Below are 13,850 nucleotides of genomic sequence, written 5' to 3'. Positions count from 1 at the left end.
AAAAATGTATAGCTGATAGATGATTTTCAGCAATTTTATTCCAACTCGCTCGCGCGGAGAATGGCATCACCGACAACCAACGAGGTGCCTCCTCATGATCCAATCGACTCAACGAAAAGTGTCCCGTGCGCTGGTCCTCGGCGCGACGGGTGGCATTGGCGGCGAAGTCACGCTGCAACTGCTCACGGCCGGGTGGCAGGTGCGTGCGCTGCGTCGCGGCGGTGCGCCGCACTCGGCCGCGTCCGCGACCCAGGCGCCCGACATCGGCATCGAATGGATCGACGGCGACGCCATGCAAGCGGACGATGTGCTCGCCGCCGCGCGCGATTGCGACGTGATCGTGCACGCCGTCAATCCGCCGGGATATCGCAACTGGAACACGCAGGTGTTGCCGATGCTCGACAACACCATCGCCGCCGCCACGCGGTATGGTGCGACCATCGTCCTGCCGGGCACCGTCTACAACTATGGTCCGGAGACATTTCCGAGGCTGCGCGAAGATGCGCCGCAACGCCCCCTCACCCGCAAGGGCAAGATTCGCGCGACGATGGAAGCCCGTCTGCGCGACGCCAGCCACAATGGCGTGCAGACGATCATCGTGCGTGCCGGAGACTACTTCGGCCCACGCACGCGCAATAGCTGGTTCGCGCAAGGACTCGTGAAGCCGGGGCAACCGGCGCGTATCGTGCAAGTCCCCAATGCCCCCGGCATCGGTCATGAATGGTCCTATCTGCCGGACGTCGCGCGCGCCATGGTCATGCTGATCGAACGACGTGCCACCCTCGCCGATTTCGCCAACTTCCATATGGCGGGTCATTGGGATGCGGACGGCACCGAGATGGCCGCCGCCATCACCCGAGTCATGGCGCGCCACGGTATCGAGGTCACGACCCGGCACTTTCCGTGGTGGCTGATGACGTTGCTGTCGCCCTTCGTCACGACGCTGCGCGAAATGCGCGAGATGCGTTACCTGTGGAAGCAACCGGTGCGCATGGACAATACCCGGCTCGTCGATGTGCTCGGGGAAGAACCGCACACGCCGCTCGACGTCGCCGTCCACGCCACGCTCGAAGGGCTGGGATGCCTGCCGGGCAAGCGGTCGGGCAAGGGCTTCGCATACCCCTGATTTATACAAGTGTTAACTTGCATAAATCATCATGCGCTCCTATCCTTTGGCGTACTTCCCAATGCTCGTCCTCACGAAGACGGGCATCCCGAAACCACAGGAGCCCCTGCCGATGTCCGGTGTTGTCGAGACGTTCGATGCTTTCGTAATTTTCAAGCTGGTGCTGGTGGCCGGACTGACGTTATGGTCCGCCATCGCTGCGCTGAACAATGTGGTGGCGTTCGGCGCGTCGGCGGGTGCCATCGGCGCCACGTTGAGCATGGCGCCGTTACGTGCGGCACCGGCCATCGACCTCCCGCTGTTGCGTCGCGCGTTGCATGCGAAGGGATGGTCCGTGCTGGCGTTATCGACCGTAATTGCGCTTCAGATCGCGGCCACCGTCTGCCTCGGATGGGGTGGCATTCAGTTGGCGGGAGCCATCGGCCACGGCGCAACAGCGGCGGCCATCGCATGGGCGACGCTTGGTCTCAGTGCGCTGAGCGCTGCGTGGCTGATGATGATGATCGGCGGCCTGTGGTTCGGCTACTGGATCCGTCAGGAAGGTCTGCAACTCACGCACATGATGTTGCTGACACTGACGATTGCCGCGGCCGCCGTGCTGCGAATGTAATCCGGGATGTGAATCGGGGTGTACGGGGTGTAATCAGTCGCCGCGCGCCCCGCCGAGCAGACGCGAGATGCGCCGCGCCGCATCGGTGAGCGCTGCGACCGTCTGCGGATTCGGGTGCGCGGGCAGATAGTGGATCGAGCCGACGATGGCGAGCGTGCCGAACAACGAACCGTCGTCCTGCACGATCGGTGCGGCCAGCGCGTTCACGCCCAGAAACACCTCTTCCGGCGCATCGGCCCAGCCCCGCTCGCGCACCAATGCAAGCTCGTGCGACAACCGCATCGCGTCGGTAATGGTATGCGGCGTGCAAGCATCTAGCGGTGCGGCGAGCACTGCGTCGCGCCGGTCCTGCGCGCCGAACGCCAGCGCAATCTTGCCCTGCGCCACGCTATGCAACTTGAACTGCGTGCCCGGGTGCAGCAATATCTCCAGCGGACTGCGGCCGCGCATCACATCGAGCACGACCACATCGGTTTCCGTGAACGAACTGATGACGATGGTCTGCCCCACGGCATCGCGCAATTCTTCCATGACGGGACGCGCCAGTCCCACGACATCGAACTGCTTGACCAGCTTCTGGCCCAGCAGGAACAGACGCCAGCCGATGCGGTAGCGGCTCGTGCGCGGGTTCTGCACGACATACCCTTCCTGACGCAGCGCCGTGAGATGGCGATGCACCCGCGCTTTAGGTACGCCGAGCGCGTCTGCCAGATGCGTGACGCCGCACTCGGCATTGCGCTCGGCCAGCAACTCCAGAATGCGCAACGAAATGACCGAAGTCGACGACGTGTTGAGTTCGTCTGCGCCCCGCTCTCCCGCATCGCCCGCCGCGTCGCCCATGCCGCGCTCCCCCGCGCCCGGTGCAGTGGCGGCACGTACGGTGCGAGGGCTGCGGGCGCTCTGGATCACGTCGTTCAGGCTGTCCTTCGATCGTTTCACTGATTGTCCTTTGTCACTGTCGCCGCACGTCGACTAAGCGGCTATTGCGCGTCGAGCGAGATGAAACGCTCGCCGAACACGTGATAGCGCTGCGGCTTGTTCTTGTTCGCGTCCTCGGGGCGCACGTAACGAATCGAGCTGCGATTGCGACACGCCCGCGGCAGAACGAAGCAGCGGATGAACGTGGTATCGCGCGCCTCGGTCGTCGGTGCGAGCACCGGCGCGTGGCCGAGTTCGAGCCAGGCCTGTCCCGGCCCGTGGGTGTGCGATGCGCCGAGCGTCTCGATCGTGATCTCGCCCTCCAGCGTGCAACGCACGCCGGGGCCTTGATGCACGTGCGTATGCGCCACGCCGCCGGGGGGGAATTGTACCTTGTCGCAACGCATGAGCCACTGTTGGCGCGGGTCCAGCTCGATCGGCGCGGCAAGCTTGAGCGTCGACGATGCCCCCGGTGCCGAAGCAATCTCACCCGGCGACGGCTCGTTGCCCGTCATCAACTCCCAACGCCACAACGTCGCCCCCTCGCTGCCCGCGATCAGCGCCACGCTGTCCTCGCCCAGCCAGGCACTTTGCGCCGGATGGTGCTGGGCGCCTGTATCGAATTCGATAGCCACGTCGCCCTGCACGACGTAAATCGCCCGGCGCGCGGCCGGCAGATACACGGGCGGATGGTTCGGCGCAATGACATCTTCAAACAAACGCAATTGAAACGGCTTCACTTCTCGATCTCCTGTGACCAACCTGTTGCCCCGACCATCGAGACAACCTTGGCATTGAGTATCGACTATCGATACGTAAAGCACCATTTATGGTTTACCACGAGAACAGATTTCCAAATGTCCTGTTAATATTCAAACGAAATCATTCCCATACGTATCGATAGTCGATACGTGAGGTATGACACTAGGATGGGTTCCATGAAGGAGACAAGAATGGACACTGGCACGACCGCCCTGAATTCGGCGGGCGCGGCACGCCGGCCGTGGTATCGCGGTGCGAGCGCTGCGCAATGGCGCGCGTTTGGTTCGGCCTACATCGGCTGGATGCTCGACATCATGGATCTGATGCTGTTCGCGATGGTGATTCGCTACATCAGCGTCGATCTGCATTTCGACAAGGGCGTGGCGGGCATCATCGCGTCGCTCACGCTGCTGGCGACGGCCTTCGGCGGCCTGTTCTTCGGCTTTCTCGCCGACCGCATCGGCCGCACCAAGTCGATGATTCTCTCGATCCTCTGCTACTCGATCGGCACCGCGCTGTGCGGCTTCGCCGATTCCGTGACGTCGCTTCTCATCTTCCGCTTCCTGCTTGGTCTCGGCATCGGCGGCGAGTGGTCGGCGGGTGCCGCACTGATCACCGAGACGTGGCCGGCCGAGCATCGCGCCAAGGTCATGGCATGGGTGCAGAGCGCGTTTGCCGTGGGTTACGCGGTGGCTGCCATCGTCGCCGCCGTGATCCTGCCGCACTTCGGCTGGCGCTGGGTGTTCGCGTTCGGTCTGGTGCCGACGGTGCTGGCCTTCTGGGTGCGCCGTCACGTGGAGGAACCGGCGATCTGGCGTGAGCAGCGGGTGCGACTGACGCTCGGTCAGACGCTTGGCATGCTGTTCGGGCCGTATGCCCGGCGTACGATCGTCGGCCTCGCCTTCACGGCGGCGGCGATGTGCGGCTACTGGGGGTTGTTCACGTGGATTCCGGCCTATCTCTCGACACCGATCGACCAGGGTGGCCCGGGCTTCGATCTGATTCGCTCGACGACGTGGATCGTCATCATGCAGGTCGGTGCGGCGGCGGGCTTCGTGTGCTTCGGTTACATCGCCGATCGCATCGGATGCCGCAAGTCGTTCCTGCTGTTCTTCATCGTGTCGGCGATCACGGTGCCGCTCTATGTCGTGATCCGCGAGCCGATGTTGCTGCTGGCGTTCGGGCCAGTCGTAGCGTTCTTCGGCACGGGCTTCTATAGCGGCTTTGCCCCGACGTTCGCCGAGATGTTCCCGACGCAGGTGCGCGCCACCGCTCAAGGCTTCATCTACAACACGGGACGCGCCGCCAGCGCCCTCGCACCGGCCGCCGTCGGTCTGCTCTCGCGCGGCGAGAACGTGAGCGTCGCGCTGGGTGCGACCGCCGGGTTCTTCCTGCTCGCGGCCATCATCGTCTACTTCTTCCTGCCGGAAAGCCACGGCGAAGCGCTCGCCTGAATTGGCGTCTGAGTCTGCGTCTCATGCCGAAAGTTGCATGACGACCTCACGCGCCGGTGACATGCCCTGTCACCGGCGCGTGGTCGTTCTCACCTCCCCCGATCTCTCGGACTTCCCTGCGGTGTCACGCTACGATTACCGCGTAGTCGATGCCGCCTCTGCCAGCCGGATGACCGACGCGCAATCCGAATATAGGCGTACGACGTCGTCGGCTCGCAGCGTCAGCACGGCCCGCTGGTTGACGTACCCCTTGTCCGTGATCTCTCCTTGTTCCAACGACGGTGGCGATGCCAGGATGGCAGCCCGCGCGGCCCGCTGCGAACTGCCCGCGTCCTGTGCGAGTTGCGCAAGCGCCTGCGCGATGTGCGAGCGCACGTCGTCGTGCATTGCCATCGCCTTGCCCGCATGGGGCTCTTGCCGCGTGTCGGGAGGTGCCGCCACATCCGCCACCCTCGCTCGCATGGCGGGACTCGGAAAGATCAACAGCCCGATCTCGTCCCGGTCATGGCCCGCGATGACGACATCCGATGCATACGGCGCCAGTGCCGTCACCGCGCGCAAACGCAGTGCGCCGACAGAGACCCACGTGCCGCTCGTCAGCTTGAAGTCTTCGGACACGCGACCGTCGAAGATCACGCCCGCCCCCGGATCGTCGACGTCGGACAAACGGCCCGCGTCGCCGGTACGGTAGAAGCCCTCCTCGTCGAATGCGGCTGCCGTGGCGTCGGGGTCCCCCGCGTAGCTGCGAAAGACCGACGGCCCACGCACGCGCATCTCCAGCTTGTCGCCGTTGGGCACGAACTTGAGTTCGTTGCCCGGCGTGGGCAGGCCGATGTTGCCCGCCCCCGGGATCGGGAAATGCACGCTCGTGATGAGCGGCGACGTCTCCGTCGCGCCCCACGCCGAGGTGAAGAACGGCATCGTGTCGCAATGGCGTGACGCCAGCCGCTCGAAGCGCTGCCAGACCGCAGGCGGCAAACTCGCCGCCGCGTAGAACAGCACTTGCAGACGACCGAAGAAGCGCGCGGCGAAGTCCTCGTCGTCCTCCAGATACGGCGCCAGCGCTTCGAAGCCCTTCGGTACGTTGAAGTGCAGCGTGGGCGACACGTCGCGCAGGGCTTCGACAGAACGGCCGATCAGCTCCGGAACGGGGCGTCCATCGTCCACATAGAAGGCGCCGCCATTGCGCAACGCCATGTGAAAGTTGTGATTCGCGCCGAACGTATGGCTCCAGGGCAGCCAGTCCACGACGACCGGCGCGGCCTCGTCGAGAAAATGCCAGCATTGCGCAATCATCTGCTGGTTGGCGGCCAGCATCCGATGCGTGTTCACTACGATCTTCGGCTTGCCGGTCGATCCCGAAGTCAGCAGCAGCTTGGCCGTGTCTTCGGGACGTACCTGTGCGAAGACCGTGTCGAGCGCCGCCGACGCCGACGTACTCGCCAGCGCGTCGAACGTCAGCCAGCCGGGGCGCGCATTGCGTGTCGCCACGATGGGGCATGCGATCGGCGCGCCATCCAGCGCGCGCGAATAGGCGTCGCCATCTTCCACATACACCAGCGCCGGATCGAGCCGCGCGAGAATGCCGTGCAGCTTGCTCATGTCCTTCGCGATGCGCGAGTAGGCCGACGACACGATGGCCGTCTGACGCCCCGCCATCATCGCGCCGAGCACGAGCAGCGCATGATTCACGCTGTTGTCCGACAGGATGACCACCGGCCGGTCGCGCGGCACGTCGAGATCGAGCAATGCCTGCCCGATGCCACGCGCCATCGCCAACGCTTCGCGGTACGTCACCCGTCGCCAGAGATCCGTGGACGTCGCGCCCTCGCTCGCCTGACGACGCTCGGCCACGAACACGGCGTCGGGCGTGCGCGCCGCCCATTGCACGAGCCAGTCGGCCGGGCTGCGCGCGAACTCGCCCAGCGGGGTGCGCGAGCGGATGACGAAACTGCCGTCCGCGCGCTGCTCACGCTCGATATCCGGCCGGGCAAGACGGCGCGCGCCGGCCGTCGCCACGCTCAGTCGATCGTCCACTTTCCGCCCTTGACCGTGACGAGCACGCGACCGTCTTCGCCGTAAGCCGAATGGTCCTGTGCGTTGACGTTGATCATGCCGTGCGTGGCAGCCAGACCACGCGTCTGTTCGATGGCGGCGACCAGGGCGTCGCGAAACGCCTGCGTGCCCGGTTGCGCCTGTTTCGCGGCGACCGCGACAGCACGGTCGAGCACCAGATAGGCGTCGTACGCATACCCTGCGAACAGGTTGCGCGAGCCTGCGCCGTACTGCGCCTCGTAGCGCCTGGCGAAGTCCGTCGCCACGGCCTTGCCCGGATGGCTCGCCGGCAGTTGCTCGGCCACAAGAATGTTGCCCACCGGCAGAATCACGCCCTCGGCGCTCTTGCCCGCCACGCGCAGGAAGTCGTTGTTGGCCACGCCGTGCGTCTGGTAGATGCGTCCCTTGTAGCCGCGCTCGCGCAACGTGCTCATCGGCAGCGCACCGGGTGTGCCGCTCGCCGCGATGATCACGGCGTCGACATTGGCCGACATCACCTTGAGCGCCTGCGCCGTCACCGACTGGTCGTTACGGGCATAGCGTTCGACGGGCGCCACCTGAATCTGACGTGCCCCTGCCCGCGCCTGAATGTCCTTGAGCCACGCTTCGCCGTACGAGTCGCTAAAGCCGATGAAGCCCAGCGTCTTCACCTTGTGCGCCTTCATGTCGTCGAGCACCGCGTCGGCCATGACCGCGACCGACTGCGGCAACGAGAAGACGTAGCGCATCTGCGCCGCGCTGGGCACGAACGGGCACAGCCCCAGTTGCGGCGTGCGCGTGTCGGCCGCCACCGCCGCCACAGCCAGACACGCCGGCGTGGTGGACGACCCGATGATCGCGTCGACCTTGTCTTCCGTGGCGAGACGGCGGGCGTTCTTCGTCGCGGTGGTCGGATCGGTGGCGTCGTCGAGCACCACGTAACGTGCCGGCAGCCCGCCAAGCGTCTGCGGCAGCATGCTGATCGCCTGCTTCTCCGGAATGCCGAGCGAAGCGCCCGGACCGGTGGTCGACAGCGTGACGCCGACGGTGACGCCCGCCGGTTGCGCGCTCGCCTGCGTCGAGGCGCAAAACGCCGCAACGCATAACGACAACGCCGAGAGCGAGAAAGCAAAACTGCGTGTGAACCCGTTTGCCGCCATGTGACATGTCTCCTGGAATGTTTTCGTTCTTGGGGCCGGACAGCTTGCGACGCACACCTGCGGATCAACGCACCGCGAACTCCGGCAGCACTTCGCGATTGCGCGGCAAGCCCATGATTTCGCGCGCTTCCTTGGGCGTGGCGGGCTCATAGCCCATTTCGCGCACGAGACGCACCACGCGCTCGGTGAGTTGCTGGTTCGTCGCCGGCACGCCGTGCTCGTAGTACAGGTTGTCTTCGAGTCCCACGCGCACGTGCCCGCCGAGCAGCAGCGAGTTCATGGCAGATGGCAATTGCGCCGGGCCGATGCCGCTCACGCAGAAGATGCTGCCCTTGGGCAACAGATCGACCATCGACTGCAACACACGCGGCGTATACGGCATGGCGTTCTGAAAGCCACGATGCACGCCGAGCACGAGATTGACGAAGAACGGCTCGTCGTCGAAACCGGCGGCCGTCAGCGTAGCGAGGTCCTGCACGATATGCGTCGGGCTGAACACTTCCCACTCGGGCTTGATACCGCGCTTCTTCATCTCGATGGCGAGATGCTTCGAGCGCTCCGGCGAGGTATGCATCAGCAGTTCGCGGCCGCCGAAGCTCGCGATGATCGTGGTGGCATCGAGCGTGCACATCTCCGCACCCGCATCCATCCCCTTGAGGCGTTCTTCCCAGAGGATTTCCCAGTAGCCGTTGTCGGCCTGCCCGATCATGTCGCCGTGCACGCCGCCGCCCGTCGAGTTGTTGATGACGATGTCGCACTTGTCGCGAATCCGGCGGTTGATGTCGCGATAGATCGCCGGATCGCAGGTAGCGCCGTCGTCACCCGGACGACGGGCGTGAATTGCCACGACGCTCGCGCCCGCGTTGTAGCAGTCGTAGACGTCGCGGGCGATCTCGTCCGGTTGCGTGGGCAGATGAGGGTTCTGCGACTTGTAGGCCATGCCGCCGGTGGGCGCGATCGTGACGATGACTTTGGGTTTGCTCATGCCTGTCTCCTGATGCGATGTCTTGTTCGATGTCTTGTGCGATATGGGGTTGGGTCGGGGGCGTGCCCCACCGTCACGACTTGCTCGCGAGAATGCCGAGAATGACGGCGTCGCGCTGGGCTTCGAGGCGCGCATTGCCACGCCCGGCCAGTTCGGCTTCGACGCCGGCGGTAATGCGTGCCTTGAGGTCATCGGTGAGCACCGGTGCGCCGAGGTCGGCCCACCACGACTCGATGGGCGGGCCGAGATGGTCGAGCAGATGCGCGATGCCGCCCGCACCGCCCGAAAGGTGCAGATTCAGGAAGGGCCCGAGCGCCGCCCAGCGCAATCCGGGGCCGTAGGCGATGGCGTCGTCGATGTCCTCGACGGACGCCACACCGGCGTCGACGAGATGCATCGCTTCGCGCCAGAGCGCCGCCTGCAAGCGGTTCGCGATATGGCCCTTGACCTCTTTCTTCACATGAATCGCCCGCTTGCCGATCGCACGGTAGAACTGCATCGCGGTCTCGATCGCTCTGGCGGACGACTGCTCACCGCCGATGACCTCGACCAGCGGAATCAGATGCGGCGGATTGAACGGATGCCCGAGCACGACGCGCGCCGGATGCGTGCACACCGATTGCACACGACTCATCAGCAGGCCCGACGAACTCGATGCGATCACGACGGATGGAGGCAACGCGGCGTCCATCTTGCGAAACAGATCCTGCTTCAGATCTTCGCGCTCGGGGCCGCTCTCCTGGACGAAGTCGGCGCCTTCGAGCGCTGCGTCGAGCGTGTCGTGGAACGTCAGCGCGTCGCGCGTCGCCCCGGCCGTCAGACCGATGCGGATGAGCGTCGGCCAGTGCGCGTCGACGGCTTCACGCAAGCGCTCGCGCGCTCCCGGCGCAGGGTCCCACGCGCTCACACGCAAGCCGCGCGCGAGAAAGTACGCGGCCCAACTGGCGCCGATGACGCCCGTGCCGATGACCGCAATCTGTTCGATGTTGTCGTATTTCACCTTCGTCTCCGTGGGGGATGGCCGCTCATGTCTCGCGCTCAGCGCGTGGATCGGCCCAGAAAACTTTCCATGCGCGCACGCGCTTCGGGCGTGGCCAGCATCAGCGCACTCGTCACCGACTCGGTAAAGAGCCCATCGGCCATCGACATGTCGTGGATGCGCGAGAGCGCGTGAATCGTCGCCCAGTTCGACAACGGGCTGTTCGCGGCTGTGTCGCGGGCCAGTTGCGTGGCAAGGGCGAGGCCTTCACCGGCGTCCGTCAGATAGTGACCGAGGCCGAGGCGCTCGCCATCGACGGCGTCGTAACGGCGACCCGTGAGCATCATCTCCGTCATGCGGTCCGGGCCGAGAATGCGTGCGACGCGTACCGACGCGCCACCGCCGACGAAGATCCCGCGTTTGCCCTCGGGCAACTGGAAGAAGGCGCTGCGCTCGATCACCCGCACATGGGCGGCAAGCGCCAGTTCGAGACCGCCACCGATGACGGCGCCCTGCAATACGGCGACGACGGGACGTCCGCCGAACTGGATATCGTGGAAAACCTTGTGCCAGCGCTGCGAGACACGCAGCACGTCGATGGGATCGCGCGTGCTGTTCTCGGCGAGATCCAGTCCTGCGCAAAAATGGTCGCCGGCGCCGGTGAGCACGACGGCGCGCACGCTGTCGTCGAAGTCACGAAACGCCGCTTCCAGAGCGTCGATGGCCGCATCGCAAAGCGCATTGCGCTTGTCGGCACGGTCGAGTGTCACGAAGGCGATGGCGTCGTCGACGCGTACACGCAAGTGGGGATAGGTCATTTTCTGCATTCGCTCCAAATCGTGAAAAGTATCTTATAAGATATTTTTCACGTTGCGGGCGTTGTGCAATGCAGTTCAGGGTTAACAGGGATAATTCGGCAATAAAGGCAATTTAATGCATATTATTGCCATGCAATGCGTCACCCCTGATGAATCAGCGCCTTACATGCGGTATCTCATAGTATATTTACCGCTAACCCTGCCTGATCCTCGACGATCACGCGACCGCATGACTTTCCGATGACGACATTCCCTCCCGACGCTGCTTCCCCCGATCTGGCCGACGACGCCGGAGTGTCGTCACGCCTGGCCTCGCTCGCACGGCAAGTGCGCACGTTGCGGGCGCAACGGGGCATGACTCGCAAGCAACTGGCCGCCCAGTCGGGGGTGTCGTTACCGTATCTCGCGCGCGTGGAAGCCGGCACCGGCAACGTTTCGCTCGCCGTGCTCCACAAGCTGGCCGAAGCGCTGAACGTCGGCGTCGAGACGCTGGTCGCTGAACGCACCGTCTACGACGGCGACTTGCTGATCCTGATCGAATACCTGCGTCAGCAACCGGCCGACGTGCTGTCTCGTCTGCGTCGGCAGATCGTCGTGCCGAGCACGGCGGACATGCGTCACACCGGGCAGCGCATCGCGCTCATCGGATTGCGCGGCGCGGGCAAGTCGACGCTCGGCCCCCAACTGGCAAAGGCCATCGGCGCGCCGTTCATCGAACTGGATAAGGAAGTGGAACGCGAAGCGGGCATCGCCATCGGCGAGGTCATCACGCTTTACGGGCAGGCCGCGATGCGTCGTATCGAACGGCAATGCATCGAACGGATCATCGCCGGGCACGAGCATGTGGTGCTGGCGACCGGTGGCGGCATCGTCTCGGAAGCCCCGACGTTCGAGCGCGTCCTGCGTGCCTTCCGCACGGTCTGGCTACGTGCACGCCCGGAAGTCCATTTCCAGCGGGTCATGCAACAGAACGACGCCCGTATCGCCACCGAAGCGCTGCGCAACGAGGCGCTCGATCACATCCATCGCATGCTCGACGCGCGCGAGTCGCTCTACCGGCTGGCCGATGTGACGCTCGACACCTCCGACATGACGCCCGAAGCGGCGCTCGCTACCCTCAAGGCCTCGCTGGCGCGGGCTCAGGCGGCCTGAACACCCGCGCCCAACGCAAGCACCAGAACGTCGACTGCCCCGCCATCCCTCGCGGCGGTTGTTTCGCCTATTGCGTCGCCTCATGATTCACAATTACAATTAATAAGAATCATTATCATTTGCGAATCGACGACAGCCACCGGCTGACTGCCGCAAGACCGGCGGCGTCAGCGAGGTCGACCGGCCTGCCCTGTGCGGAATTGCATGGCGACGTCGGGAAGCGGCGTCGGGCAAACACGGGGAATCATGGAAAGTCATTTTCAGCGCGAGGTGGGAGCGCTCTATCGCGATCATCACGGCTGGCTGCGCGGCTGGTTGCGCAAGAAGCTCGGCAATGCGCTCGATGCCGCCGATCTCGCGCACGACACCTATCTGCGCGTGCTGTGCACCGGACGCGCGCCACAAGCCGACGACTCCCGACGCTACCTCGCGCGCATCGCCAACTGTCTGGTTGTCGATCTGTTTCGCCGACGTCACCTCGAAGCGGCTTACCTTGAGACGCTGGCCGCGCTCCCGGAGCCGGTCGCGCCATCGCCCGAGACACGCGCGCTGGTGCTCGAAGCGCTCGTCGAAATCGACACCCTGCTCTCCCGCTTACCCGCCAAGGCCCGCACCGCCTTCCTGCTGTGCAAGCTCGAAGGCCTTGGCTATCGCGAGATTGCCGAGCGATTGCAGGTCTCGGTGTCGTCAGTGGAGAAGTACGTCGCGCAGGCGCTGCGCGAGTGCTATGCCGTGCAGTACGGGAGCGACGCATGAACGCCACGCACACGGCGTCGCCGCTCGCCCCGGAAGTGGTCGAGCGTGCCAGTCTCTGGCTCGCCCGACTCTGGTCCGAAACCGTCACCGCCGAAGACATTGCCGCCTGCGAACGCTGGCGTGCGGCGCATCCCGATCACGAACGCGCGTGGGCGCGCCTCGGTGTCATCGGTCAAAAGTTTCAGGCGCTGGAGTCGCTTGAGTCGCTGCCGCCCCGCGTTGCTTTCGAGACGCTGACGGCACGCCCTTCACCGCGCGTGGCCAACGCCGGACGCCGTCGCGCGTTGCGCGTCTTCGGTGGCGTCATCACGCTTGCCGGTGCCGGCTACACGCTGCGTCGCTCGCCCATGTGGGACACCGTCGTCGCCGACTATGCCACGGGGGTCGGCGAAGTCCGGCAGGTCACGCTGGCGGATGGCACGCGGCTGTGGCTCGATACCGCGTCGGCCGTCGACGTGCGTTTTTCGCCGGGCGAACGGCGCATCGCCCTGCGGCGCGGACGCATCTGCGTCGAGACCGGCGCGGCACGTCATGGCACGCCGCTGGTCGTTGCCACGCGGCAAGGCGAGATTCGCGACATCGGTACACGCTTCACAGTGCGCGACGACGGCAATCGCACCCAGGTCGCCGTCTTCGACGGCATCGTACTCGTGCAACCGACCGACGGCACCCGCACCCAACGCCTCGATGCCGGACAGGCGGCGAGCTTCTCGTCGACCGACATCGATCCGGCCGACGCGTCGGCAACGTTCGACGAAAATGCCGCCGCCTGGACCCGTGCGCAGCTCATCGTCGAGCGCATGCGTCTGGGCGACCTCGTCGACATACTGGCCCGTTATCGACGCGGCATTCTGCGCTGCGACGCGGCGGTGGCCGACCTGCGCGTGAGCGGCGTGTTCTCGCTCGCCGACACCGACCGCGCGCTGTCGAGTCTCGCCGTCGGCCTGCCCGTGGAGACGGTGTACCGCACGCGCTACTGGGTCACGGTGAAGGCCAGATAACCGCCACAGGCATCCGTCAACGCCCCGCCAGACAACGATCCGACAACTTTTTTCATTTTTTTGCGATTTCGGTTGAGGGTTTGCCGATCTCGTTC

13 protein-coding genes are annotated in these 13,850 nt (G+C 65.0%); 6 read left to right on the top strand and 7 right to left on the bottom strand.

Annotated features, from left to right (window positions below):
* Nucleotides 1-94: 94 nt before the first annotated feature.
* Nucleotides 95-1,126 (top strand): NAD-dependent epimerase/dehydratase family protein, encoded by a 1,032-nt coding sequence (locus tag C5N93_RS23245; protein WP_242561092.1) that lies wholly within the window; start codon nt 95-97, stop codon nt 1,124-1,126.
* A gap of 112 nt (nt 1,127-1,238) precedes the next feature.
* Complete coding sequence (locus C5N93_RS23240) at nt 1,239-1,736, top strand: DUF2165 family protein (protein ID WP_242561091.1); 498 nt, start codon at nt 1,239-1,241, stop codon at nt 1,734-1,736.
* Nucleotides 1,737-1,769: 33 nt separating this feature from the next.
* On the opposite strand, the gene C5N93_RS23235 is transcribed toward C5N93_RS23240, so the two are convergent.
* Both C5N93_RS23235 and C5N93_RS23230 read right to left on the bottom strand, forming a co-directional pair.
* The gene (locus C5N93_RS23235) at nt 1,770-2,675 is read right to left on the bottom strand and encodes an IclR family transcriptional regulator (protein WP_242561090.1); all 906 of its coding nucleotides are present in this window, start codon (nt 2,673-2,675) and stop codon (nt 1,770-1,772) included.
* 41 nt (nt 2,676-2,716) lie between these two features.
* Entirely contained in the window at nt 2,717-3,394 is a 678-nt protein-coding gene (locus C5N93_RS23230) for a hypothetical protein (RefSeq protein ID WP_150720301.1), read from the bottom strand.
* 213 nt (nt 3,395-3,607) lie between these two features.
* Between C5N93_RS23230 and C5N93_RS23225 the strand changes: the two genes are divergently transcribed.
* Nucleotides 3,608-4,870 (top strand): MFS transporter, encoded by a 1,263-nt coding sequence (locus C5N93_RS23225; RefSeq protein ID WP_069342414.1) that lies wholly within the window; start codon nt 3,608-3,610, stop codon nt 4,868-4,870.
* A gap of 135 nt (nt 4,871-5,005) precedes the next feature.
* Here the strand turns inward: C5N93_RS23225 and C5N93_RS23220 are convergent, their stop codons facing one another.
* From C5N93_RS23220 to C5N93_RS23200, 5 genes are all read right to left on the bottom strand, one after another.
* On the bottom strand, nt 5,006-6,907 hold the full coding sequence (locus C5N93_RS23220; RefSeq protein WP_242561089.1) for a feruloyl-CoA synthase: 1,902 nt from the start codon (nt 6,905-6,907) through the stop codon (nt 5,006-5,008).
* A complete protein-coding gene (locus tag C5N93_RS23215) occupies nt 6,892-8,064 on the bottom strand; it encodes an ABC transporter substrate-binding protein (RefSeq protein WP_242561088.1) in 1,173 nt (390 codons plus the stop codon). Before C5N93_RS23215 ends, C5N93_RS23220 begins: the two co-directional genes overlap by 16 nt.
* A 64-nt stretch (nt 8,065-8,128) precedes the next feature.
* Complete coding sequence (locus C5N93_RS23210) at nt 8,129-9,049, bottom strand: 3-keto-5-aminohexanoate cleavage protein (RefSeq protein ID WP_242561087.1); 921 nt, start codon at nt 9,047-9,049, stop codon at nt 8,129-8,131.
* 73 nt (nt 9,050-9,122) lie between these two features.
* Nucleotides 9,123-10,049, bottom strand: coding sequence for a 3-hydroxyacyl-CoA dehydrogenase NAD-binding domain-containing protein (locus C5N93_RS23205; protein ID WP_242561086.1), 927 nt, complete (start codon nt 10,047-10,049; stop codon nt 9,123-9,125).
* Nucleotides 10,050-10,087: 38 nt separating this feature from the next.
* Complete coding sequence (locus C5N93_RS23200) at nt 10,088-10,846, bottom strand: crotonase/enoyl-CoA hydratase family protein (protein WP_242561085.1); 759 nt, start codon at nt 10,844-10,846, stop codon at nt 10,088-10,090.
* 240 nt (nt 10,847-11,086) lie between these two features.
* Here C5N93_RS23200 and C5N93_RS23195 point away from each other — a divergent pair, with 240 nt between their 5' ends.
* From C5N93_RS23195 to C5N93_RS23185, 3 genes are all read left to right on the top strand, one after another.
* A complete protein-coding gene (locus tag C5N93_RS23195; RefSeq protein WP_242561084.1) occupies nt 11,087-11,998 on the top strand; it encodes a helix-turn-helix transcriptional regulator in 912 nt (303 codons plus the stop codon).
* A gap of 246 nt (nt 11,999-12,244) precedes the next feature.
* The gene (locus tag C5N93_RS23190) at nt 12,245-12,754 is read left to right on the top strand and encodes a sigma-70 family RNA polymerase sigma factor (RefSeq protein WP_242561083.1); all 510 of its coding nucleotides are present in this window, start codon (nt 12,245-12,247) and stop codon (nt 12,752-12,754) included.
* A complete protein-coding gene (locus tag C5N93_RS23185; protein WP_242561082.1) occupies nt 12,751-13,755 on the top strand; it encodes a FecR domain-containing protein in 1,005 nt (334 codons plus the stop codon). The genes C5N93_RS23190 and C5N93_RS23185 overlap by 4 nt, the downstream gene beginning before the upstream one ends.
* Nucleotides 13,756-13,850 lie beyond the last annotated feature (95 nt).

This window comes from Pandoraea sp. LA3 (assembly GCF_022696215.1).
GTDB lineage: Bacteria > Pseudomonadota > Gammaproteobacteria > Burkholderiales > Burkholderiaceae > Pandoraea > Pandoraea capi.
Note: the sequence above shows the minus strand (reverse complement) of the source record. Positions and strands in the feature narration are given on the sequence as shown.

Excerpts from the sequence above, each read along its gene's own strand:
- C5N93_RS23245 (WP_242561092.1), top strand. The coding sequence starts at position 95 with ATGATCCAATCGACTCAACGAAAAGTGTCCCGTGCGCTGGTCCTCGGC.
- C5N93_RS23240 (WP_242561091.1), top strand. The coding sequence starts at position 1,239 with ATGTCCGGTGTTGTCGAGACGTTCGATGCTTTCGTAATTTTCAAGCTG.
- C5N93_RS23225 (WP_069342414.1), top strand. The coding sequence starts at position 3,608 with ATGGACACTGGCACGACCGCCCTGAATTCGGCGGGCGCGGCACGCCGG.
- C5N93_RS23215 (WP_242561088.1), bottom strand. The coding sequence starts at position 8,064 with ATGGCGGCAAACGGGTTCACACGCAGTTTTGCTTTCTCGCTCTCGGCG.
- C5N93_RS23210 (WP_242561087.1), bottom strand. The coding sequence starts at position 9,049 with ATGAGCAAACCCAAAGTCATCGTCACGATCGCGCCCACCGGCGGCATG.
- C5N93_RS23200 (WP_242561085.1), bottom strand. The coding sequence starts at position 10,846 with ATGACCTATCCCCACTTGCGTGTACGCGTCGACGACGCCATCGCCTTC.
- C5N93_RS23195 (WP_242561084.1), top strand. The coding sequence starts at position 11,087 with ATGACGACATTCCCTCCCGACGCTGCTTCCCCCGATCTGGCCGACGAC.
- C5N93_RS23190 (WP_242561083.1), top strand. The coding sequence starts at position 12,245 with ATGGAAAGTCATTTTCAGCGCGAGGTGGGAGCGCTCTATCGCGATCAT.
- C5N93_RS23185 (WP_242561082.1), top strand. The coding sequence starts at position 12,751 with ATGAACGCCACGCACACGGCGTCGCCGCTCGCCCCGGAAGTGGTCGAG.